Source organism: Aureispira sp. CCB-E (assembly GCF_031326345.1).
GTDB lineage: Bacteria > Bacteroidota > Bacteroidia > Chitinophagales > Saprospiraceae > Aureispira.
Map to the genome: position 1 here is coordinate 5,240,375 of NZ_CP133671.1, position 21,421 is coordinate 5,261,795.

Consider the following 21,421-nt stretch of genomic DNA (forward strand, 5'->3'; position numbering starts at 1 on the left):
TTACAGGGAATTATTTATAAGTCTACTATAGACCATAAAACCCTTTTAAATACTATCATCTGGAAACTATTTTTACTTAAAATGTTTTATGAAAATAGTACTCTTAAATCTAGTTTAAAGAATAGCTTATTATGAAAGTAAAACGACTCTCTGACGAAGTATTTGAAATTGAAAATTTCTTATCAAAAGAAGAATGTAATCATTGGATTGAGTTCAGTGAAAAAAAGGGATATGAAGTCGCTAAAATCAATATGGGTTTTAGAAGTCAAGTAGTAAATACAGGAATTCGAAATAATGAACGAGTTATTTACAACAGTCTTGATTTAGCAAATCAGCTTTGGGAAAAAATTAAAATTTTCGTTGTTTCTGAAACTAAATATGCTAAAGCTTGTGGTCTAAATGAAAGATTTCGATTTTATAAATACTCTCCTGGTCAAGAATTTAAAAGACATCAAGACGGAGCATACATACGAAATACAAATGAACGGAGTGAATACACATTGATTATTTATCTAAATGAAGAAATGATTGGAGGCGAAACAGAGTTTACTAAATTAAAAATCCAGCCTAAAACTGGAACTGCTATTATATTTAAACATGAAAGAGTACACTCTGGAAACATTATCACTAAAGGATTAAAGTATGTTCTTAGAACAGATATTATATATAAAAGCAAAAAAAATGAAATTTAAACTTTGGCTAGAATTTGAAGAAGTTGATTTTGGAGATTGGAACAAAGAAAATGAATTTACAAATATTCATGTTGACTTATCTGATGGCAGACATTATGGAATCAATGTTTGGACCTACAAATTTCTTGAAACTTCAATCAACTACGATATAAAAAATGGTAAAAATCTAAATGGATTGTATCTAATACCTCCAGACTTGTTTGTAAAGGAGCTTTCCAGAGAATGCATTGAAAAAACAATCTCTGCCCTATTAAAAAAGGGAAATCTTGAGCAGGTTTTAAATCCATCCATTATGTCTGAATAAAAAATAATGTGTCACAAACATATGTGCTCGCATTATTTACAAGCAATAATTTCTGAACTCTTAATGCTTTTAGATTTTAAACATATAGATTAAAAAACAGAACTATCAACATACAAACTCATGAATGATAAAATTGATATTTTCTATGCAATGGAGTACATAAATATCATTGGAAACAGAATTTTAAAAGTCTGGATAACTCCAAAGTATATTTTTGCAGCAAAAGTTAAAGGTTTTACATCTGAATACACTGGTATTTCCTTTTATGACCAAAACTTGGCAATCCACCCCTTATTAAGATTAGAACCCAAAGCTTATGTCAATTCTAAAGAGGAAAATAAATATTCACGCTTCTTCTTTGAAAAAATGTCCCCACAGCAATTTATGAGATTAAATAAAGAGAATTTTGTCATTCATAAAAATAAAATCAAAAGAATCGATTATACAAAGAAAAAAAAGTGGGGTATGGGAAATTACCCGCATACTGGCAGGATTTTTATCAAAACTGAAAAAAATGAATTTAATAAAAAAAACAATAGAGAGTTTATAATAATAGCAGATCAAAACATTGAGAGAATAATGTCCATCTTAGTAAAAAATCATGAAATCTAACATTCAATTCAATATTGGTGTTAGAAGACTCATAATATGAAACAACTCTTACTATATACAACCCTATTATTTACTCTTTTGAGTTTAGGACAATCATGTTGCCTACCGAAAACGACTAAATGTATACTTTCAACCAATACCAACTTTAGAATTATTAAAAGAGAGGAAAGAAAAATAGGGGTTGAAATGATTAAAATAAATGAAGATTTATTTATAAATACCGATACCCTCTTCATTTCACGTAAGGTTCAAAAATTGGCATTGAAAAATAAAGTAAAAAACGCTAAGGAATTTTGCTTATTGATAAAGCCAGGCACTATATCAGAATCTTATATATTAGAAGTCAATCACACCAAAGTATGTATCCGAAATATTAATAGTATAAGCATTAAAGGAAAATACTATCGAAGTAACCTATATAATTACTGTAAAAATTTATTCAAAAGAAAAATGAAAATAAAATCATGACAATAGAAAATTTAACAGAAGGAGAATTTGGTTATTTTGGAGCTACCGTAAATTTAAAAGCTTGGAATAATTTTCTAAATGGTCCCAAAGAAATTGATATAATCTTTGTAAATAGTGAAGGAGATACAATAAAAAATATTATGCAAAAATTCTCTAGTACCTATGGATACATTATAAAAAATCAAAATAGTATCCAAAGAGATATGCTAGATTTCTTGCTGAATGAATACCCTTATCAAAGAGAAGACTATAGAGACTTTCTTGGAAGTAATTTTAAAAAATTAATGCCATCAATAAACCATATTGATGAATTCTCTAATCTAATTGGTTTATCTACAATTTATTTTAGACCTGAAATAAAAGATGGAATAGCTTATGTAGGTTATCAATTTTATTGTGCTTGGGACGAAGAGCATGGTTTGGGGTTTATAACTCATAAAGATGAAACTTTGGATATGGGAGGAGCTACTAGCGCTTTTAATTTCTAAAAACTATCTATAACAATTCTTCATACAAAACATCGAAAACAAATATAAAAAGGCAGTAAAAAGAATCATTTCACTGCCTGTACAATTATACTACCAATCCACCCCATCCAAAGCATCATTAATCAAATTATTCGAGAGATGCACATAAATCATAGTAGTAGCCAAATCCGAATGCTGCAGCATTGCCTTTAAAATATGAATCGGCACCTTACCAGCCAAATGCGTCGCAAAAGTATGTCGAGCTACATGACTTGTGAGCGACTTGTGAATATCAGCCCGTTCTGCCAAGACTTTCAATGTTCTATTATAGTACTGGTTACTGTACTCATAAAATAGATGGGTACTAGGAGCCATTGCACCAAAGGAATATTTTTCGACAATATTTGTGGGTTTATCCCCATAGAGTTTGTACAAAGGCAAGATCAATTGTTTGCCTGTTTTTTGTGCCATAATCTTTAAGACATAGCCACCTTTTTCATTCTGCTCAATGTTTTCCCATTTGACCGAGCGCACATCTGCAAAGCGCAAACCTGTATAACAAGAAAATAAAAACATATCTCGAATCAACTCCAGATAAAATTCATCTTTAGAAAAAGAGAGCTGCTCCAGCTGTGTCACTTCTCCTTGAGTCAAAACGGTTCGTTCTGTTTTGACCTGTTTCGGACTAAATTTTTTATAAGGATTCTTATTGCTATCAAACATATCCAATTTAATAGCCAAATTAATATAGCGCCTGATTTGTTTGTGGTGGGTAAAGATTGTATTGATATGCAAATTGTGTTGATGCAAGAAACGGTCGTACTCAACAATCAGGTTATAAGTTAATTCAGAAAATTTAACATCCGTTCTAAAACGTTTCCAATAATTGAGAGCTGTCTTTTGTTTCTTCTTAGTTTCTTTAGCTAGAGTAGTGCTATTGGTCATTTCATACTCATAGAACTCTGTAAAGGAGTTGATGTTTTTATATCGACTAAGGACAACGAGCTGCTCCAAGGAAACAGAGCCTTGTATTTTGGTTTGCTCCAAGGCGAACATTTCCATTTTATCAATTTGCCGCCTAATTTCGTTGTTTAGTGCAATAGCATTGGAATGTCCAACAACACGCTGAAGCTTTTTGCTCCATTGAGTAGGAGGAATGTAAATACCAGTAGAGAAGAATTTGTTTTGTCCATCCAAATAAGCTTTGATCTGAATGAGTGCAGTTCCGTTTTTACGAAGTTTGTTTTTTCGGTTGTGCACAAGCGAAAAATGAATCATGATTTTAATTTTTAAAAGATTAAAAATCACACGACTCATCCTGAGGGTAACAAAAATGGGTACAAAAATAGTACAAAAAAACAGTGTATATGGATGTAAATGGAATGTAACCCATTTAGAAAACAAAAGCCTAAAAGTAAGCGGAAACGGCGATTAACACTAGCTTTCAGAGCTATGAATGTTTATAAAAAACATTCTTTTTAGTGCCCACAACAGGATTGAAGTTTATTTTTGTATTAATTTGGTTTTTAGCTCCTTGTAAACATAACTCTGTTTTCAGTGAACAAAATAAGAATAGTTTTTTATGCTCCACTACCACCAAATGATATAAGATACAATAGTACTCGTAAATTTTATAAGAACAAGCGAAATCTGTACTTGAAAAATGGGTAGTTTATGCAAAACCATCTTTTGGAGGAATCGACCAAGTCTTAGAATATTTAGGAAGATAGACCCATCGCATAGCGATCAGTAATTACAGAATTTTGGAGCTAAAAACAAAGCATGTTACGTTTAGTTATCTGGATCGAAAAAGGGGAACAATAGGAATAGAACGAATAAGAGGGGAAGAATTTGTGCTTCGATTTTTACAACATGTACTCCCCAAACGATTTACAAAAATCAGGCATTATGGCTTTTTGTCTACAAGGAGTAAAAGTGTTGATTTACCAAAGATTAGAAGGGCATTGAAGGTAAACCATCCCCCTGCAAAAAAGAAATGGAGTGCTAGGCAAATCATGATTACAACGCAAGGTAAAGATCCCTATCTCTGTCCAAAATGTCAATTGGCAGAGCTGGTGGTGGTGGCAGTTTTTCCTAGTATTCGAGGATCCCCACCTCGTTTTTTTAGCAGGGATAAAAAAGTAAGATTGCTCTAAAAAACCTTGTCTATAAACAAGGAGGGCTATCTATGTCCTTATGGGAAGAAAAAGGGGTAAACATGATTTTACAAAGAGCCAAAGAGCGATGAATATGGCAAAAAAGATATCAATAAGGATGGAATTGGATCTATTTTTCAAAAAAAGAGCCTTCTAGAACAATGGGCGACTAAGCGCTAATTTATTGAAATTACACAAGAGCTATTTTACCGACTCTACTCGGGGTGTTCAGTGCAACAACACGATAAAATTAGTGGGGTCTCATGGACCCACTTAATTTTGATCGCTAATTGTTAGGCACCGTTTTGATTTTTTTGCTATTTTAGATATTACGCAAATAGGCTGCGTAGTTATGTCGTAGCTTTGGCAAATAATCATTTAAATACTCCTGTACAATGAAAATTTCAACAAATCCAAATATTTACAATTTTTTTAATGAAGATTTAGTCGAGCTGAATTATTCTGAAATTGAATATAATTCATTCTTTCATGAGAACTTTTCTGATTGGATTAATAATGCTTTGCAGTTTCAAAGAGATTTTCCTGAAAAGACAAGCATTTATTGGACAGAGTTAATGAGAAGTGATTTTACTCTCAAGTTTCTATTTGAAGTAAAGGAAGTTTTAAGAGCTGATGTGAATGACTGGGATAATCAAAAAAGGGTGGATTTTGTTTGTTATTTTTTTGAAAATGCATATTATCATTTTGCTTTTTTGTCATTTTGTATGAATTATTCTCAAACTTCGATTTCTCGGCTATGTGAGACTTGGAATTATCCCCAAAAAGCTCAAAAATGTGAAAAGTGGCGCCAAAATGCTTGGAAGATAGGGACTAATTTTACATCTGGGAAGAATTGGATTTTACATAACTGTGATTTATTTAGACAATATGATGGAGATATTTCTTTAGTTAAAGAGATTAGGAATTCTAAAAGCCATTCAGATTTAATAATCAAAAAAGATAGAATCATACTTCTTAACGAAGAAAATTCCCATGTCATATATTCAGGAGAACTTAATGGTTTAGTCAAGTTTTTGCATAATAGTTTTTTAGTTACTTGTGAATTTCATTCAAGACTTCTGATTGAGCATTACTTCTGGTTGTTGCCATCAATAGTTTTAACACTGCCTGAAAAGTTTAACTACACCAAAAGAAATATCAAAAGCGATTTAGTAAAAGATGATGAGTCTGAGCAAACTAAAGAACTAAAGAAAGATAAGTTTTTCTCATCTAGTGATCAAGTTTCAAAGTTTTCAGAATTCATTATCTTCTGTGTGAATTATCTTATGCAAAACTTTTGGAAAGATTTTAAGGAGAGAGAGGATTTAATAAACCTCTTATTAGCTCCAAGAGGAATGAATGTTAAGACTGAAAAAATTCTTGATATTCAATTAGAAATTGCTGTTGAATTTATCAATCTTCTTTTTCAAGTAAAAAAATCTGTTGTTCAAAAAGTTTACGATAAAGAAATAGAAATCCAAAAATATACTGTTGATTCAATATTAGAAGTTGATGTTCAAGAAGTTTTAGAAGATGTTTCAAAGGTAGTTTTAGAGGCTCTTGAAGTTGCAAATACAGACCAGAAAAATTTTATGCTTAGCACACTGATTTTGCATGTTTTTATGACTTTTATATTGTCTATGCATAGTATAATGTCAAATTATCGAACTTTATTTGTAGAACAGGACTCCTAATGGTGCCTAACGTACAGATATACGCAGTGGCGAAAGGGCGAAGCCGTTTCCCCAAGCCCCTGCAATATAGCAAAATCTGTGATTTTGTGGATAAATTTTAGAACGCTTTCCACAAAATCGCAGATTTTGCGCCCCAAGAGCAGCGGATGAACTTTAGGCGAATCTTGAAACTCGCCATTGACGTATATCTGCGTGTTAGATGCAGTATTATTGTCGTATTTCTTTTTCATGCAAGTGCCACATTTTCCAAATAGTTGCAAAAGGGCATAACTCATCATGTGTTACTCTTTCCCAAGGTCTGTTGTCACAGAATTCATCAGTTTTGATATCTGTGAAATTTTTGCAATATTCTTTCATTTCACAATGCGTATGACCTTTTAGTAAAACCTTATATACTTCAGAGATTGCATTCAACGAGATTGCTTGTTCATGTGCTGTAGACCAATATAAGTTTTCATCATTTGTCATTAGGGGGATTCCCAAATCATCAAAAAGACTAATGATTTTCTCCATTGGGTGTTTTTTCCATTTAACCAAATTAGCAAAAGAAAAGTTATTTTTTTCTCTATAAACTCTTACTTTTTCAAATAAAGAATCAAGCCATTCTTTCATTGGGATAAATTCATCGGATGTGTAATAGTTTATAATGGACTTTTTAGAATCCTCAAATAGTTCTAAATATAACTCTTGATTGTTGTATTCTATTCTATTAAATAGAATCCTATATTGCTTTGCGAATTCAAAAACTTCATCTGACGTTTTGGGGATAATTTCTGATTTCATCATCTTTTTACATAGGTCTACAAATCGTTCACTTGGGTTAAATAAGTCTAGGGAAACTTCACAAATAGCAATTAATGCTTCAGTAACTATTTTTTCTTTAAAGATATGCTCAGCAACTGATTCAACAATTTTATATGGGAAAAAATCTGGTTTGGGGGTGCTTGGAAATAATTCTTTTTCAATTAAGTACGCCATACCTTCAAGAATACAAAAAGAACCAAATTTGATATCATATTCATCGTCAAATTCAAGATCCTGCAATTTAAGAATTATTTCAATATTTGTATCGTTTTCAGGAATCTCAAGTTCATTAATTTCAATAGCAAAAACAGCTCCACTGTTTCTTTCTACATCTTGAGAACCCGAATACAAACGGAATAATTCAGAATTGGTCCAAGCAATCGATTTAGGAGGTATACTACACGGAATGCTAAAACTATCATTTTTATTTCCAAAAATTTCCACACTAATTTCTCTAACAACATCAACAGTATGGATAATGTTAATCAAGCCATATGTAGTGAATAAATCTTGCAAAAAGTGAATAAATTCATGTACAAAGGTCGCTTGAGCTTCTTCTGAAAGTTTATTCAAATCATCTAATGGTTCTTTGGTTCCTACATGAAGCATGAAGAAAGAAGGAGTATATTTCCCCCATATACTAGTTTTTTTAGAATCTAAATCCATTTGATTTTTTTATACTGACTAACGGTACAAAGTGCTGTTGAAAATCAATAGTTTTTAAATTTTGATAAAGATAATTTATTTTCAACATTTTAAGGCTTTCGTTAGCTCTCTAAATTAATTCCAGTCCCTGAATAGTTGAATTGCATCTAACGTTTGTGCATAGACCGTGCTACACATCATGCGAATATAAATATAGCTGTTCCCGAAGCAAAATCACAGATTTTGATGGTAAATTTATTTTCGAACCAGCAGCAAAATCTGTGATTTTGCGCCCTAGGACATGCGTTCAACAGTCAAAGCCTTTACTCGAAATGTAGCATGGCTCTGTGCACCTTGTTAGGTGTCGTTTTTAGTCGATTGCTATTTCATACTTATCAGCAATTTGATCAACTACTTTTCGGATTTCCTTGTAGGGGAGTTGGAAATATTCTCTTTTAGGATTATATCTGTATAAATCCAATGTTTGGTGAATTTCTTTTTCAGCTTTATCACAGTCTGAAACTAACCATTCTTCCACAATATGAAATTTATCAGGAGAACTAGTAGAACTTGAAAGAGAATTGGCTCTATCTTGGGAACTTTTGGACGCTAATCCTATTTTAAAAACGTTTTTGTGATGTGCAGCACTTCTCATTACATAAATGTAGCCGATGTTAGGATATTTTTTTCGCAAATCATCTGTTATTTGAAGATCATTAAATGTCTTTATGTGTAATAACGATTTGGGGTTATCACTTTCGTACCAAGATTCTCGCTTTGTTACCCAAGTTCGGTTATGAATAGGTTTATCATTTTTGTCAACACCCATCTTTCCATACGTTAGTTGTTTCCAATAACCAGTTGTGGAGAACTTTAGATTAGATGGTTGTAATACAATTTGGCTAGGGGCAGAGTTTTCTTCGAGCTGAATAGCTTCTATGTTTCGATATCTAATTAAGTACCTTTTCTCAGATTTCTTTGTTTTGTCAAGTAACTTTCTTTTTCCATTCTTGGGGATGAGTTTGGTTGGGTGACGTTCTAGTTCTATCTCGTCATCATGAAAGCTATAATAAGAGGGAAGGTGCAGAAAATAATTACATAATTCAAATAAGGCATTACAGTTATCGAGTTTTTTGATACTGTTCTCGTGAATGTCTCTGTATTTTTCTTCTTTTAATTCTTCATCAGGATTTAAGAATACTGATAAGTCATCAGTAGCTACAACAAATCCTTTGTTATGCTCTTTTGATACATATCTAACATCAATACTTTTAGTTTCAAGATCTATTCTTGTTAGAACAATCGTTTTCCAATAGTCATCATAATCAGGCAACTTGGTGAGTTCAAACTCTTCTCCTTTAAGTTCTTTGTATTCATCATTTAAACCTCCTTTATCAGTATAAGGGCTATCAAGAGTCATATTAAGCTCTTTGTCCGTTTCAGTAATTAATTTACCAGCTGTAATTAGTAGAGATACCTCATTTTTATGTCTTATGAGAGAAACGGAACTTATAATATATTCATCCTCTTTGTCTTCGGTTTGAAAGGTTAACTCATCTAATTCATCGAAATTATTAAAACTATAAATAACTCCTTCATCCGTAAAGTTTTTTATTTCATCAATATCTTCAGGACAATCATCTGATGTAACGTAATTTAGAAAATCGCTTAGGTAAAAAATATGATCTTTTTCTTTTTTTATTTCAAATAGGGGAAATCCATCAAAGTCAATATATCGGAAAAAAGCTTCAGCAACATTAAAGGATGTAGGCATTGTATCTAATCCATAATTTGCATTTCGGACATTGTACTCATGAAAATAATACCTTATTAACTCATCGGAAGGAAATCCAACACCGTTTCTTTTTATTGCTTCGAAAGAGGCAACAACTTTTTTTTGAGAATTATTATTTTTTTTAGGTGGAGGATTAAACATTTTTTTTCCTAATTCTGCCATTCTCTTTTCATGCTCTTTCATATTGTTTGTTTTAGGTAGAAAAATTAAATATTGTGTTATTGATAATTTGCTAAGGATGAGTAATCTTTGAATATAAGAAAAAAAATGTAGTTGTGGAGATTAACAAAATTATAATGACACCTAACGTTTTGATATACGCAGTGCCACAAATTATGCACTGTGAAGATAGCTAATTCCAAGAGCAAAATCTGTGATTTTGTGTTGTGATGCATACGACGAGACTTTAGCTTTAGCCCTAGAGGTGGGATTGACGTATATCTCTTGTTATCGGCAGTTCTTTTTTTAATTGTAAGAGTAATCGAATTCACAATTTGAGCAGATGTCTGAGTCATCAGCAATATCTATTTCATCCCCACATTTTGCACATGGTTTGGTCTTATCTAATAATTTATATTCAGTTTCCTCATTTCTTCTATCATATTCAAATTCGTAGGGTTGACCACAACCTTCACATTCTTTTATTCCATTGTATTCACCGTCCCAAATAGCATTTAAAGTTCCGCAACACGCACAAATAAAATGTTCAGTATTACACCAACTACAATTACCAATTTCAAGTTTGTCATGAGTTGGTTCTGGGGTTGGAGTTGGTAGGTTTTTCGCAAATTCAAATTTAGTTTGATTGGGGTCATCAGTAATTGCCTTAACTCTTTCATCAATTAATTCAACAGGTTGACCAAAATATACTTCATTTAATCTACCATTCATTTCGTCACACAATTGACAATAGTGAATTTCATACTCTCTTTCCGCTTCTAATTCCTTGATATATTCAAGTTCTTCTTTTGATATAATATCCTTTTCAATTGTATTTATTGCTTCACCTACAATTTTATAAAACTTGCTTTCGGATTTTTCAAACAGAGGTTTGAGGTGAGGGTGCAATGCAACTTTACCATCCTTTTTCTCACAAAAATCGGCAGTATTGTAGGATATGAAGAAAGCCCCTTTTATCGAATGGGTTTCTACATAATCTATGAAACTTAATAATATGATTGCATCGGCAAAGCTATTTTTATGAATAAAAGGTGCTTTTTTTTCTAACGCATATTTGCCTGCATCAAGCATGATTTCCTCCTTAATTTCAATTATTTTTGTGTTTCTGTGCTTGAATAAATCATCAATTAGCTTGATATTATCAGTAATGGCATCTTCAATTTCCTTTTTCTTGGAATTGAATTTTTTAACAAAATCATCAAAATAATCGTTATCCTCATCTTCATTTAACAAAAAACTAAAAATATCTCTTTCCCCTTTTTTTCCTAGTAATTTTTGAATATTGCTAAGGGCTTCCTTTACATTGTTAAAGTGTTTTAGACCAACTTTTTTTACCTGCTTCTCCTTATTTCTGTGCCATTCCTCAAATATTGTTTTTGGCAAAAGCAAAGTAATATTATTTTTGTCAACTTCTTCTTTTAAATAGGTAAGAAGTTTAACAGGTTCTCTTCCATTTGCAAGGTAAATCCATGTGTTAGTATCAAGAGTTAAATGATGCATACTTAAATTTTTGATGTATTGAAAAACATTACTCCGTTGAAAAATCGTATTAGTTTGATTATCAGTAAGATGTATTTTCGTTGACTTTTGCGCTAAAATACTGATAATCAAGCTAATGCAAGATTCTTTTTTACGTTTTTCGTAGGAAAACTAAAAAATCAACGGAGTATTAGAAAAACAGAACCAACAGATTATTTTATAAAAAAGTTCTTGGGGGTGATGTAAAATTGCCGATAACGTTACTGTATATCACGTGCCACAAGTTATGCGCGATACAATATAGGCTTTCCCCAGAGCAAAATCGCAGATTTTGCTAGTATTTTTTCCTCACGGAACTAGCAAAATCTGCGATTTTGCGGAGTCTCACATACGATGAGAATTTAGCTTTAGCCCTATATGGGATGGCGATATACAGATTGTTGTCAGTAGTTTTATTTTATTGGTGGTCTATCATCATTTCTTATTTCTGCAAGATACCCTGTAAGCTCATACTTTTTAGCATAAGTCGTTTCTTTTACAAAAGATAACTTCAAGTTGATTTCTATCTCTTTTGACCATTGGCTGATAAGAACAGAATGTGTATTTTCCTCAATGTTTTTAGTCTTAGTTTCATTTCCAGCTATACGGGGAGCATCACAAAATTTTTTACTTCTAGTATATAATTTTTTTAGATAAATATCCGATGCTTGATCATTCGAAAATACAACTTTATCTGAATTAATGAATTGCAATAAATTTAAACTTTCAATATCTTTTTCTTCTTTAGTATAAATTGTTTTTTGCTTTCGATTTCCCACTTTATAAACTTTGCTGTCAAACAACATTAGAAGAACTTTTGGATTGATGGGGTAGAATATTTGTAATCCCTTTGAGGATAATCCAGTCCTTCCTGATGGATGAGCTTTCCTTTCTAAAAATTGATTGTATTTCATGACAGGATTGTCAGAGGTGATGAAAGGTTTTTGAGTCTCGTTTACGATTAGTTTTCCTTCTAAATCAAATGCTTTGTGTATACTTTTTAATAAGAACTTTAAATTTAAAAGCGCTGTGTTTTGTTGATTAAATGTTGTGTTTTCTAGAGCGTTTTTTAGATTTTTATCATGCTTCGATACTGTGTCAAACAGATTATTCATCATATTGTCCATGGAAATTGCCATGAATTTGGTCCGAGCTGCTTGGACTAAGGTGAAAAACCATAAGGTCACATAATCTTCCTCTTTCTTATTTGGAAGATTTTGAGTTCTTATTATTTCTTTCAGGATATTTGCAGATTTAGCTTCAAGTTCAGCAAAACTATTTTCTATTTCTGGTTTTTTGTCATAGAAGTAATTTTCATAGGCTTGTGTTTTTAATGGACCTTGAGGGATAATAGTGTTATTTGATTTATTGTAAATCTTTAGTTGTGTTTTCTTTGGGAGTATGCTGAATAGTTTCAGATAGAAGCGTGGTACATAATGTTGCTTTTTCTTGTCAGCCATCTTGATATTTTATTAATATGATAAAATCGACTTATTTAACATTAAACACATTAAAATAATTCAAAAAGATGATGAAAAAATGGATTTTAATTACTGACAACTACTTGCTAAACGCAATAGTCTATTGTGTTTATTTCTAATATAGAGATATCCTAAATTATTAAAAAATCTAAAGGGCTAGCAATTTTTTTTAAATTTTGTTTAGAGATATGAGTATAAAATTTCAGTAGTTTTAATGGAATTATGTCCTAGTAAGGTTTGAATATATCTTAAATTGACGCCTCTTTCCAATAAATGGGTGGTAGAACTATGTCTCAATGTATATATAGTTCGTTTTTTTCAATTCAAGTCAACAACTTCCCATACTCAGCAATCCTCCCAGCCCGATCCAAACGATTGACCACCTGCCTCGCCTTATAAAAGTCCTGGCGTTTTGTATTAATAAAATCCTTCAAAGCAAGCCCCGTAAAAGAACCCTGCATCATGCCATAAACCAAAATACGAGCCGCATAAGTTGGCTGCAGTGCTAGATCAGGCTGATTGACAAAATCCACCCGAAAGACCCGAGCCATCTTTTGATAATTCTCCTTCCAAGTCAATTGAACAAAACCCCGTCCAAAATACCCCGAGGACCAATATTGATTTTGAAGGTTATACAGCTCCGTTTGGCTAGGAGCTGCACGACGTTCCTGGACAGGACGAAAGTGACTTTCATGCCAAGCCGTTGCCAAGATATAAGCCAGCTTATTTTTATCCCCATCGCCATAACGATGGAAAGCCGCCACAATCTTACGAATAGAATCCTGTTGGGTTGCATCCATATAACCAAAAGCATTTTCACAAGCTTGGATGGCTTTCTCTTGAGCCAATTTTAAGCGAATCTTAAGAACCAGAAGAAGGAGTAAAAAGAGCAGTATAGCACCGCCCATCCATTTTAACGTAGTGTTGTTTTTCATGTTTGAATTTGTTGATACTGATAAATACCATAGGCAACTAAAGCGCCAGCTGCAGCAACTACTCCAACCGTCACTACCACTCGAGTCCAATCGGTTTTCATAACAGGATAATCCCGATTCAAGGAGTCAATCAATTGCCTTTCATAAGGACTATTAATACGTTGATAATAGCCAATCATTCGCTGTCTAAAGGCATTAAAAACACGAGCCTGCCCTACTCTCAGGGTTTGCCGATTGAGTGCCTGAACAGAAGCCACCCCAAAAGCACCATCCACCAAAAGGCGCTCTCCCAAATCATTAAGAGTGCGCTGCATTTCTTTGATGGCATTGCCACCAGCCGAACTTTTCATATCTGCTAAAATATCCGCAAGGGCTTGGCTCTGGATGAAGTCGCCTTGGATCTTATCCCAATACCTCACCTTGTAAATCTGCATGGCTTCAGTAATAGATAAGTTTTCCATTTCTGCTTTAGAGACCATGCGACCACGCCAGGCAATGAGTGTCGGAGCGGCAATACTTCGATTGGTACCAATCAAAGTACCCACCCCGACTTGATTGGAAGACCAATTGCCCTTGTCGTTATACAGATCCTGGTAACCTGCAATAATACGCCGCCACCGTCGTTTGGTGGGCAGCATCCAACTGTTGAAACTAGCCATAGGAAGAGGTTTTTGAAGTGGTTTTGAAAAAGCAACAGCAACTCAAGCGCTTGGTGCTGGAGTTGCTGGAGTAGATTGGGCATAGAGCCAACGAAAGAATAAAAGGACAAGTAGTACAAGCAAAATAGGTTTGAGTAGGTCAAAGAGTTCTTGTGTAAAAGAAGGTTCTTTTTGCTCTTGACTCGACCACCACCAATAACCTGTACTACCAGCACCTAATAAAAAAGGAAGTAATAAAAACATGGGTTTAGATTGTTTTAAGCGGCTGCAAGACTTGTCTGCAGTTGAGCTAAAGTAATGCTCTTTTGTTGGGTGTATCGAAGGAGCATTTGCTCGGTTCTATCTCCAAAAATGCCATCCTCTTCTAGTAGAGGAATGAAGGTTGGAGTGTGTTTTTGATGCTCTTGATTTAAGAGCTGTTGTAGCTGTCGCACTTGTTCTCCTTGGCTGCCTTTTTTTAGGATAGCCGCTTGAGGTGCGGTGGCACTAGTACTGTTAACAGTCGGTTTGGAACCTGTTAAGAGCGTTCCTTTAAAAAGGCGATGTCGATAAAAATACAAGACAAGCAAGAGCACCAACAAACCAACGGCAAGGAGTGGTTTTTGATATTGGATCAGTTTTTCTTTCATGTTAAATGGGTTGATCTTGGTTTTCTCCTCCTGCTACTTCCAAGTTTTTGGCTTGAGCGTTGGTGGTTTGAGGCGCTGGGGCATTTTTAGTCAAATCTTTGTTGGTCGTTTTCTTTGGAGCTGCTTTTTCAGCCGCTTGCTTTTCGGCTTTCTTTTTCTTGAGATAGAAGAAAGTGCCCACTCCCAAAAGAGCCACAACAAAGAAAATGCCCGCTATTTTATACGAAGGTTTTGATAACATGATGATTGACAATTAAAAAAGAAGGTGATAAAATAAAGGATTAACTAGCTGGTCACGGCTTGCAATTGCTGGATGCGTTGATAAATCAAGTCAAAATAACTCAAGCTGTTGATGCCTGTTTTTAGATTACAATCCACATGACAAGCTTTCATAGGAATGGTGATATCCACGCCATATTTGACTTTGTAGGCTTTGATCGTTGCCATAAAACGAGCAGGATCCAAATCATAGAGCTCTTTGATGGGATTGCAACGCTCCGAAAAATCAAAGTAATATCGAGTGATCAACCCTTTGTTGAGTCGAACAAGCAAAGGATTCGGATCATAAACCACCGTTTGTCCGTGCTCGTCTTGGAGATTGACCGTCACATCAATTTCTCGTTGCTCTACCGCTTTCTTTTGGCGTTTACCAATCAGATAAGCAAGAGCAATTGCCAAGAGTGCCCCAGCGCCTAAGAATAGGTGTTTGTTTTCCATAACAATGGGCATTAATTAGGTTAAAATAAGATCAAGGGCATCGTTGGTACGACTATCTTGCGGATCATAGCTCTTGCTGTAGTCCGTTCCTGTCTCAGGATCCAGGTAGGTAAACAGCCACCCATCGCCCCCTTTGGAGGTTGGAGCGGTTAAGGTTCGGATGGCTTCCCATTCGGTTACTTTGTTGAGCTGATCAATGGCTTCCACCCAGCGCTGCACAAAAGTATAGAGATTCCCTGCAGGATAAGCGGCTTTGCCGTTGTCGTTCACTTTGACCAACCAACGATCATCCACTTGATGCCCATTAAAATCTTTAAAAAAGTCCAACTCGCTGCGTTGTCCCCAATACCACCAAATATTATCGGCACTAATGGTGGTTGAAACGGTTGTTCCTAGCAGCAAATTCAATTGTACCGAGGGCAACCACCAAGGCATGGTGGGATCTCGTTTGTTGCTGAGATTTAAGCCCTCCCAGCCCCTATCCAAGAGCTTTTGTAAATCCGATCTTAGGGCAGGTCCTTGTGATTCGTGTTTGCCATAAATCGGGAAGGTCAAATAACGCTTGGCAGGATCCGAATGGACGTCCACGCCAGATACTTTGTCAAAGAGCTGGTCAATGGCTTTTTGTGTATCGGAGTTGAATTTAATCAACTCCCTGCCAATATCGTACTTAGCACGAATGATGTCCATGACCGCTACTTTGGATTGTAAATGCTCTGCTTTGGCAGTAATCAAAGCTTGTGCTCGAGTGCCTTTGATGTAAAGCGGCTCTTTTTGTTTGGGTTGGTTTTCGTTGCCTGTGTTGCCACTGTTAAAACTAGAATTGTTATGACCAAATAAAAAGGCAATCTGTTCTTTGGTCAAACCTGTGTTTTGACTGGAGACATTGTTGCGTCCTGTAACTGCTGGTGTTGAAGCAGCGGTTTCTTTTTTGGTGGTAACAGTGGGCTCTTCTTCTTTTTTAGGACGGAGTACCGCCCAAACCGCCCAACCGCCAAGGGCTAGAATGAGCAGCAAACCAATGACCAATAAGGGTGTTTTATTCGTTGGATTTTCCATGCTTAAAAAAGATTAATAGGGCGATTAATAAGACAACTCCACCGATGACGCCTCCAATCAACCAGGGCGAAGGTCTGGGTGGAGGATCGGGAGCAGGCACATAAGTTGGAGTGGACGGACTGGGTTTGCCCATCAAGGATCCTAAGAAGCCTGTAATGCTGTCCAAACCATTGGCACTGGCATTGATAATATCAGCGGCATTTTGTGGTTTTTTGTTGGACGCTTGATTGGAATCGCTGTTAGCGTTGTTGTTGTTTTGGTTTTTGTTTCGGTCTTCACTCACCGTGCCTTCCCCTTCTAAATGGCAAGCCATAAAGAGGGGGGCATTAGGATCTTCACAAGCCATGGTTATACTTTTTTAACGAAGTGAAAAGAAAGTGCCAACATAAAAAGAACGATGCTGATTTGCAGCGCAAGCCCTGTGATGCTTTTAGCCGTGCAATAACCACAAGGTTTGTTGGGCGTTGCTGTTGGCGTTGGCGTTGTTGTTGGTACTGTGGTGGTAGTAGTCGTACTAAGAGTTGGATTGGATGGGTTGACCAAATTCTCATTGTTGGAGTTGGTCGTATTGGAGGTATTGGTTGGGTTGACCGTATTTTCTAATACCTGAGGAGTGTTTTTAGTGGGTTTGGGATCAGGAACAGAAGGCATTGCAGTGGTGTTAATCGTTGCAATCGGAGCCGTTGCCATACGAGATTCAGAAAGGGTACCTAGACTCATGATGTAGGGTGTTTGGAGTAAAAGAAAAGAAGGAGTAGAAGCAGCAATAAAACAACAACAGAGGCGCTAATGATGAGCAGTTGATCCCGCCGTTGTTGAACTTGCAGTTGTTGGCTAGCCTGAGCCGTTTGTGCTTGAGCCAAGGAGCCAAAAATGACTTTGAGGTCTTTGTTGGACAGTCCTTGGGTGCCAATATTTAAACCACCATCCAAGATGCCGATATCACCTGTGGAGATGGATTCAAAAACAGAACCTGCCATAGAAAAAGCATTAAAACAAGCCAAGTTGCATGAGGGAAGACAATTCCTTTTGATGGGTCGAGCAACAAGGAGGAGATCCTAAAAAGTACGGGGGAGGTCTTCCCGCAACTTGGCTTTAAGGGTTAAAGGAGGGTTGGTGTTATTTGGTGAAGGTGGTATCTAGGGTGATGTTGGCACCAATGCCCCGATAAATAGGCACTTCTAAATAGCCAAAGCCATCTAAGGTGACGTCAATGTCTGCTAGGACTCGAATGGTGGTTTGTTCGTCACTAGCCAACGATTTGGGATACAAAATATTTCGGTCGCCCATGCTAGAACCATCGTGTTTGAATTGACGCTCGACCATTTTAGCGGTAAAATGTTTGTCGTTGTCCGCATCAATGTGCATGCCATTAATGACCAATTGTTTGCCTTGACGAGCCAATTGGGCAATGGTTTGTAAGGTACCAGGACCATAGGTTCCACCAATTTCCAAGCCGATCAAAAAGTCAGCATGATCACCAGGGAAAATTTCAGGGCTATCGCCATCAATACCAATCTTCACCATGGCTTTTTCTGGAAATTTATAGCTGCCATCTTCCTTTTTTTCATCGGACAAAAGCAAGGTCAATTCCAATTGTCCTTGTTCGTCGCTGCCTTGTTTTTGAACCAAGATAGAATAGTTGGCATCAACAATACCACCTGCTTTTTGGACATCGGTGATTAATTCCTGCTCAACAGTCCCAGCAGGTAGAGGACGATAGGATAATTCACCATCGACATAAGCCCAAGGGCTCGCCATGCATAAATCTTTGGTGAAAGGGGCATAAATACGTTTTACATTCGCCATTTTCTAAGTTTCGTTTTGAGTTTGGTAGTAATAAAAGAATAAGCAGTTTGGACTTTCTTAATTGCCCATAGATAAGAGCGTTTGAAGAGGGCAAAATTGAGGATAAAAAGAAAGAGCAAGGAAAGGAACATTAAACCCGTTCTAAAGGCATCTAAGGCAAGGATCAATTGGTTTTGATACTCCATCAAGGCATACAATCGGAGGATTTCATTGGCTTGATTTTCGAGTTCTAACAAGTGCAATTGTTGCAACAAACTATCCACGCCATCCGAGCAATAGATCCCGACATTAAACAGGCTTAACAAACTGGTAAAAACCGATTTAAGAAGCGCTTTCATTTAAAGGAGTTTTTTGTTGATAATCAGGATTAGTAAAACCACCAATCCAATGACACCAACGCCAAGGTAATCGGGTTTGATAATGAGGGTGTGTTTGGATTCATCAGGGATGAGCATAATAAAAACAAGGGTTTTAGGAAATAATTAGGCTGCTTTTTTGACAAGACAAAGATGCGGTAAAAAATGCTAAAAAAACGAATATGAGCGGGGCTTTAGTCCTCAGAATGGGCGTAATTCTAGCAACTTTAAAACGGCTTTTTGGATTAAAAATAACCTTGAACAAACGGCAGTTAAACGGATTAAAAAGAGGGCTGAAAAAAATATACGCCTGAAATTACGCTTTTACTATTTTCGTTTCTTAAAAGGCAACAAACGAACCCCCAATCTAACTTGATGAACCTTTTGCAACACATCATAATCATAACCGAGTGCCCAACCTTTTTGGGAGACAAATTGCAAACCAACCGTCAAACTAGAAAAAGCATTGACATTCCCCCCCACCCCTGCATTCAAAAACAGCCCATTGCTAGGTGTTGGAACAGGGGTATTGATGCGAATGGTTTTAGTGATCTGCTTTGGGATTTTTAGTTTATAATCTAAATGGTTTTGCAACAGCTGACCATCCACCAATGATTCATAATAGACCGTCAAATTATCATCTTCTAAACTGTCTTGATAAAGCTTTGTAGCGATGTGTTGAGCGGTGTCAATAGCATTTGGGGGAACAATATTTCTAGAGCTATCCACATAAATAATTCTAGGTTCAGGAATAACTTGTCGAGGCAATTGCACGATAACAGGAGCTGGCAAAATCGTATCTAGAACAATCGTTGTATCAGCTCTAAATTTATGCTCCTTACTCGAGCTAGATTCTTGCTTGCATTGCTGCAAGAAAATCACATAAGCAAAGAGTCCCAAAATCAAGGTAAATTGTAACTTATCTTTCATGAAGGATGGTATTTAAGGTAGGCTTCAATAATTGCCAAGGTATAAGCCGCAATCCGATCTCGTCCTTTGGTTGTCATTAAATAGGTTCTGCATTCTTGTTCATTGTCCATAAAAAAATGTTCCAGGAGAATGGCGGGCATGTTGGTCAAATGCACCAAATCAAAATTCCTGCGTTTGATGCCTCGAAACGTACTTTCTGGAAAATGTTGGACAAACAAGGCTTGAGACCAATGCGCTAAAGTCAAACTGGAGCTGCTGGCAGCACTGGAGATAAAAACTTCCGATCCTTTGCCTCCCCCTGCATTGGAATGCAAGTCGAGTAAAAAGGTATTTTTGTATTGGGCATGAAAACGATTCGCTCGAGCAACTCGAACACTCCGATGAATGTCGTGCTGCTCTGGCACCAAATCATAATAAGGAATGCCTTTAAAATGGAGCAGTTCTAACAAACGGTTTTTGATGGCTCGATTAAATTCTCCTTCATAAAGAACCGCACCGTCAGACCAAACAGGAGAGCGTTTGCCCTTTGTTTGGTAGACGTTGCCAATCAAACCACCATGCCCATTGCTGATAATTGGAATGCAAGACATGATAACGTTAGTTTTGGGGTTAAGTATTAGATGGTCGAGCTCCTTCAACGCTAAAGCGGCTCTGACTAAAATAAATGTTTTGAATGCGTTGGATCTGCTTTTTTTCGTAAGTAGATTGATGGTTGGGCAATTTACCAATGTAGTTGTATTGGGGTTGAAAATGCCGTTTGAGCACCATCTCTACCGATGATAAGCGCATGCTGGTCAATAGAATTTCAAAGCTGACCTTTTGGACTGGAATGGCTTGTAAAACGCCCCCTTTTTGAAAGAGGCGCAAGCCTGATTTGTAGATATTAACCGAGTTGCCAATATAAATGACCTGGTCTTTTAACCGAATGACATAAATGCCTTTTTTGTGTCGATAGCGACCTAGGAGCTTGGAGGAAATGGGTGGATGAATGGTCAAGTTATTGCCCTGACGATTCATAAAATGTATGTGTGTTTAAAAATGATAAAAAGGACGATTATAAAAATAAAAAACTACAGCTCTAAGTTAGCAAAAAAAGCCGTTAGATCAATTGGATCGGTGCCTGCCGTGGTAATTTTAAATAATTGCAATTGACAAGCGTCGTTGTATCGAATCAAAAGATTCATTGTTTCGAGCTGTTCGATAATAAAGTCCTGGATATTGATGGTGCCAACCTGTTTTTGAACCAATTTTTGGACAACAGCAGGCAATTGCTCCAGCTGGAGATAAAATAAGTCTTCTAACAATTGAGCTGCATTTAATTGATGCAAGCAGTTGTTGTCAGAATCATAGATTTTTCCAAGTGCTTGCTGCTCGACTTTGGTTAAGATCAGTTGCAAATCAAAGGGATTGCATTGGTGTTGATCCGCTACTTCTGTGAGCAAATCTTCAACAATGGCTTCTAGGTTTTTCTGCAGTGTTGGCAGATTCAGTTTAAGCAAGGTTTTTAGCAT

The 21,421-nt window shown here is 35.8% G+C and carries 28 protein-coding genes; 6 read left to right on the plus strand and 22 right to left on the minus strand.

The features are described 5' to 3' along the window. The first annotated feature begins 131 nt into the window (after window positions 1-131). The 4 genes from QP953_RS20410 (at window position 132) to QP953_RS20425 (ending at window position 2,564) form a co-directional block, all read left to right on the plus strand. Window positions 132-692, plus strand: coding sequence for a 2OG-Fe(II) oxygenase (locus tag QP953_RS20410; RefSeq protein WP_309552744.1), 561 nt, complete (start codon window positions 132-134; stop codon window positions 690-692). Next, window positions 682-996, plus strand: coding sequence for a hypothetical protein (locus QP953_RS20415; protein WP_309552746.1), 315 nt, complete (start codon window positions 682-684; stop codon window positions 994-996). The genes QP953_RS20410 and QP953_RS20415 overlap by 11 nt, the downstream gene beginning before the upstream one ends. A 120-nt stretch (window positions 997-1,116) precedes the next feature. Then, window positions 1,117-1,608 (plus strand): hypothetical protein, encoded by a 492-nt coding sequence (locus QP953_RS20420; protein ID WP_309552748.1) that lies wholly within the window; start codon window positions 1,117-1,119, stop codon window positions 1,606-1,608. Window positions 1,609-2,072: 464 nt separating this feature from the next. Next, a complete protein-coding gene (locus QP953_RS20425) occupies window positions 2,073-2,564 on the plus strand; it encodes a DUF6985 domain-containing protein (protein WP_052600310.1) in 492 nt (163 codons plus the stop codon). Between the two features lie 90 nt (window positions 2,565-2,654). Here the strand turns inward: QP953_RS20425 and QP953_RS20430 are convergent, their stop codons facing one another. After that, a complete protein-coding gene (locus QP953_RS20430; RefSeq protein WP_309552750.1) occupies window positions 2,655-3,821 on the minus strand; it encodes a site-specific integrase in 1,167 nt (388 codons plus the stop codon). Window positions 3,822-4,306: 485 nt separating this feature from the next. Here QP953_RS20430 and QP953_RS20435 point away from each other — a divergent pair, with 485 nt between their 5' ends. Beyond that, window positions 4,307-4,699: a transposase gene (locus tag QP953_RS20435; protein ID WP_309552752.1), complete on the plus strand. Its 393-nt coding sequence runs from the start codon at window positions 4,307-4,309 to the stop codon at window positions 4,697-4,699. 395 nt (window positions 4,700-5,094) lie between these two features. Beyond that, window positions 5,095-6,393, plus strand: coding sequence for a hypothetical protein (locus tag QP953_RS20440; protein ID WP_309552753.1), 1,299 nt, complete (start codon window positions 5,095-5,097; stop codon window positions 6,391-6,393). A gap of 207 nt (window positions 6,394-6,600) precedes the next feature. On the opposite strand, the gene QP953_RS20445 is transcribed toward QP953_RS20440, so the two are convergent. From QP953_RS20445 to QP953_RS20540, 21 genes are all read right to left on the minus strand, one after another. After that, window positions 6,601-7,863, minus strand: a complete 1,263-nt coding sequence (locus QP953_RS20445; RefSeq protein ID WP_309552755.1) for a hypothetical protein — start codon at window positions 7,861-7,863, stop codon at window positions 6,601-6,603. A 349-nt stretch (window positions 7,864-8,212) separates the two neighbouring features. Then, complete coding sequence (locus tag QP953_RS20450; protein ID WP_309552756.1) at window positions 8,213-9,820, minus strand: GIY-YIG nuclease family protein; 1,608 nt, start codon at window positions 9,818-9,820, stop codon at window positions 8,213-8,215. A 282-nt stretch (window positions 9,821-10,102) separates the two neighbouring features. Continuing rightward, the gene (locus QP953_RS20455) at window positions 10,103-11,317 is read right to left on the minus strand and encodes a PIN domain-containing protein (protein ID WP_309552758.1); all 1,215 of its coding nucleotides are present in this window, start codon (window positions 11,315-11,317) and stop codon (window positions 10,103-10,105) included. Window positions 11,318-11,748: 431 nt separating this feature from the next. Next, the gene (locus QP953_RS20460) at window positions 11,749-12,795 is read right to left on the minus strand and encodes a DUF4238 domain-containing protein (protein ID WP_309552760.1); all 1,047 of its coding nucleotides are present in this window, start codon (window positions 12,793-12,795) and stop codon (window positions 11,749-11,751) included. A gap of 201 nt (window positions 12,796-12,996) precedes the next feature. After that, complete coding sequence (locus tag QP953_RS28630; protein WP_197043999.1) at window positions 12,997-13,113, minus strand: tyrosine-type recombinase/integrase; 117 nt, start codon at window positions 13,111-13,113, stop codon at window positions 12,997-12,999. A gap of 26 nt (window positions 13,114-13,139) precedes the next feature. Next, entirely contained in the window at window positions 13,140-13,751 is a 612-nt protein-coding gene (locus tag QP953_RS20465; protein ID WP_309552762.1) for a glycoside hydrolase family 19 protein, read from the minus strand. After that, window positions 13,748-14,410, minus strand: coding sequence for a glycosyl hydrolase 108 family protein (locus QP953_RS20470; protein WP_309552764.1), 663 nt, complete (start codon window positions 14,408-14,410; stop codon window positions 13,748-13,750). The genes QP953_RS20465 and QP953_RS20470 overlap by 4 nt, the downstream gene beginning before the upstream one ends. A 42-nt stretch (window positions 14,411-14,452) precedes the next feature. Then, window positions 14,453-14,653 carry a hypothetical protein gene (locus QP953_RS20475; RefSeq protein WP_052599928.1) on the minus strand — a complete coding sequence of 67 codons (201 nt, stop codon included), beginning with the start codon at window positions 14,651-14,653 and terminating at the stop codon, window positions 14,453-14,455. Window positions 14,654-14,667: 14 nt separating this feature from the next. After that, a complete protein-coding gene (locus QP953_RS20480) occupies window positions 14,668-15,039 on the minus strand; it encodes a hypothetical protein (protein WP_309552766.1) in 372 nt (123 codons plus the stop codon). A 1-nt stretch (window position 15,040) separates the two neighbouring features. Further along, on the minus strand, window positions 15,041-15,280 hold the full coding sequence (locus tag QP953_RS20485; RefSeq protein ID WP_309552696.1) for a hypothetical protein: 240 nt from the start codon (window positions 15,278-15,280) through the stop codon (window positions 15,041-15,043). Between the two features lie 44 nt (window positions 15,281-15,324). Continuing rightward, window positions 15,325-15,756, minus strand: coding sequence for a hypothetical protein (locus tag QP953_RS20490; RefSeq protein WP_309552768.1), 432 nt, complete (start codon window positions 15,754-15,756; stop codon window positions 15,325-15,327). Between the two features lie 15 nt (window positions 15,757-15,771). After that, window positions 15,772-16,815, minus strand: coding sequence for a hypothetical protein (locus tag QP953_RS20495; protein ID WP_309552769.1), 1,044 nt, complete (start codon window positions 16,813-16,815; stop codon window positions 15,772-15,774). After that, window positions 16,796-17,161 (minus strand): hypothetical protein, encoded by a 366-nt coding sequence (locus tag QP953_RS20500; protein WP_309552771.1) that lies wholly within the window; start codon window positions 17,159-17,161, stop codon window positions 16,796-16,798. Before QP953_RS20500 ends, QP953_RS20495 begins: the two co-directional genes overlap by 20 nt. Window positions 17,162-17,163: 2 nt before the next feature. Further along, the gene (locus QP953_RS20505; protein WP_309552772.1) at window positions 17,164-17,535 is read right to left on the minus strand and encodes a hypothetical protein; all 372 of its coding nucleotides are present in this window, start codon (window positions 17,533-17,535) and stop codon (window positions 17,164-17,166) included. After that, window positions 17,532-17,795 carry a hypothetical protein gene (locus QP953_RS20510; protein ID WP_156039973.1) on the minus strand — a complete coding sequence of 88 codons (264 nt, stop codon included), beginning with the start codon at window positions 17,793-17,795 and terminating at the stop codon, window positions 17,532-17,534. Before QP953_RS20510 ends, QP953_RS20505 begins: the two co-directional genes overlap by 4 nt. 139 nt (window positions 17,796-17,934) lie before the next feature. Further along, on the minus strand, window positions 17,935-18,624 hold the full coding sequence (locus QP953_RS20515; protein WP_052600386.1) for a hypothetical protein: 690 nt from the start codon (window positions 18,622-18,624) through the stop codon (window positions 17,935-17,937). Beyond that, entirely contained in the window at window positions 18,612-18,962 is a 351-nt protein-coding gene (locus QP953_RS20520; protein ID WP_309552705.1) for a hypothetical protein, read from the minus strand. Before QP953_RS20520 ends, QP953_RS20515 begins: the two co-directional genes overlap by 13 nt. Before the next feature lie 345 nt (window positions 18,963-19,307). After that, entirely contained in the window at window positions 19,308-19,910 is a 603-nt protein-coding gene (locus QP953_RS20525; protein WP_309552773.1) for a hypothetical protein, read from the minus strand. After that, window positions 19,907-20,500: an N-acetylmuramoyl-L-alanine amidase gene (locus QP953_RS20530; RefSeq protein ID WP_309552774.1), complete on the minus strand. Its 594-nt coding sequence runs from the start codon at window positions 20,498-20,500 to the stop codon at window positions 19,907-19,909. Before QP953_RS20530 ends, QP953_RS20525 begins: the two co-directional genes overlap by 4 nt. A 19-nt stretch (window positions 20,501-20,519) precedes the next feature. After that, window positions 20,520-20,927 carry a hypothetical protein gene (locus QP953_RS20535; RefSeq protein WP_309552723.1) on the minus strand — a complete coding sequence of 136 codons (408 nt, stop codon included), beginning with the start codon at window positions 20,925-20,927 and terminating at the stop codon, window positions 20,520-20,522. Between the two features lie 53 nt (window positions 20,928-20,980). Then, window positions 20,981-21,421 carry a hypothetical protein gene (locus QP953_RS20540; RefSeq protein ID WP_309552725.1) on the minus strand — a complete coding sequence of 147 codons (441 nt, stop codon included), beginning with the start codon at window positions 21,419-21,421 and terminating at the stop codon, window positions 20,981-20,983.

Bases quoted from the DNA above. Each gene is read 5' to 3' on its own strand.
- QP953_RS20410 (WP_309552744.1), top strand. From the start codon at position 132: ATGAAAGTAAAACGACTCTCTGACGAAGTATTTGAAATTGAAAATTTC.
- QP953_RS20415 (WP_309552746.1), top strand. From the start codon at position 682: ATGAAATTTAAACTTTGGCTAGAATTTGAAGAAGTTGATTTTGGAGAT.
- QP953_RS20420 (WP_309552748.1), top strand. From the start codon at position 1,117: ATGAATGATAAAATTGATATTTTCTATGCAATGGAGTACATAAATATC.
- QP953_RS20425 (WP_052600310.1), top strand. From the start codon at position 2,073: ATGACAATAGAAAATTTAACAGAAGGAGAATTTGGTTATTTTGGAGCT.
- QP953_RS20430 (WP_309552750.1), bottom strand. From the start codon at position 3,821: ATGATTCATTTTTCGCTTGTGCACAACCGAAAAAACAAACTTCGTAAA.
- QP953_RS20440 (WP_309552753.1), top strand. From the start codon at position 5,095: ATGAAAATTTCAACAAATCCAAATATTTACAATTTTTTTAATGAAGAT.
- QP953_RS20445 (WP_309552755.1), bottom strand. From the start codon at position 7,863: ATGGATTTAGATTCTAAAAAAACTAGTATATGGGGGAAATATACTCCT.
- QP953_RS20450 (WP_309552756.1), bottom strand. From the start codon at position 9,820: ATGAAAGAGCATGAAAAGAGAATGGCAGAATTAGGAAAAAAAATGTTT.
- QP953_RS20455 (WP_309552758.1), bottom strand. From the start codon at position 11,317: ATGCATCATTTAACTCTTGATACTAACACATGGATTTACCTTGCAAAT.
- QP953_RS20460 (WP_309552760.1), bottom strand. From the start codon at position 12,795: ATGGCTGACAAGAAAAAGCAACATTATGTACCACGCTTCTATCTGAAA.
- QP953_RS20465 (WP_309552762.1), bottom strand. From the start codon at position 13,751: ATGAAAAACAACACTACGTTAAAATGGATGGGCGGTGCTATACTGCTC.
- QP953_RS20470 (WP_309552764.1), bottom strand. From the start codon at position 14,410: ATGGCTAGTTTCAACAGTTGGATGCTGCCCACCAAACGACGGTGGCGG.
- QP953_RS20475 (WP_052599928.1), bottom strand. From the start codon at position 14,653: ATGTTTTTATTACTTCCTTTTTTATTAGGTGCTGGTAGTACAGGTTAT.
- QP953_RS20480 (WP_309552766.1), bottom strand. From the start codon at position 15,039: ATGAAAGAAAAACTGATCCAATATCAAAAACCACTCCTTGCCGTTGGT.
- QP953_RS20485 (WP_309552696.1), bottom strand. From the start codon at position 15,280: ATGTTATCAAAACCTTCGTATAAAATAGCGGGCATTTTCTTTGTTGTG.
- QP953_RS20490 (WP_309552768.1), bottom strand. From the start codon at position 15,756: ATGGAAAACAAACACCTATTCTTAGGCGCTGGGGCACTCTTGGCAATT.
- QP953_RS20495 (WP_309552769.1), bottom strand. From the start codon at position 16,815: ATGGAAAATCCAACGAATAAAACACCCTTATTGGTCATTGGTTTGCTG.
- QP953_RS20500 (WP_309552771.1), bottom strand. From the start codon at position 17,161: ATGGCTTGTGAAGATCCTAATGCCCCCCTCTTTATGGCTTGCCATTTA.
- QP953_RS20505 (WP_309552772.1), bottom strand. From the start codon at position 17,535: ATGAGTCTAGGTACCCTTTCTGAATCTCGTATGGCAACGGCTCCGATT.
- QP953_RS20510 (WP_156039973.1), bottom strand. From the start codon at position 17,795: ATGGCAGGTTCTGTTTTTGAATCCATCTCCACAGGTGATATCGGCATC.
- QP953_RS20515 (WP_052600386.1), bottom strand. From the start codon at position 18,624: ATGGCGAATGTAAAACGTATTTATGCCCCTTTCACCAAAGATTTATGC.
- QP953_RS20520 (WP_309552705.1), bottom strand. From the start codon at position 18,962: ATGAAAGCGCTTCTTAAATCGGTTTTTACCAGTTTGTTAAGCCTGTTT.
- QP953_RS20525 (WP_309552773.1), bottom strand. From the start codon at position 19,910: ATGAAAGATAAGTTACAATTTACCTTGATTTTGGGACTCTTTGCTTAT.
- QP953_RS20530 (WP_309552774.1), bottom strand. From the start codon at position 20,500: ATGTCTTGCATTCCAATTATCAGCAATGGGCATGGTGGTTTGATTGGC.
- QP953_RS20535 (WP_309552723.1), bottom strand. From the start codon at position 20,927: ATGAATCGTCAGGGCAATAACTTGACCATTCATCCACCCATTTCCTCC.
- QP953_RS20540 (WP_309552725.1), bottom strand. From the start codon at position 21,421: ATGCTAAAAACCTTGCTTAAACTGAATCTGCCAACACTGCAGAAAAAC.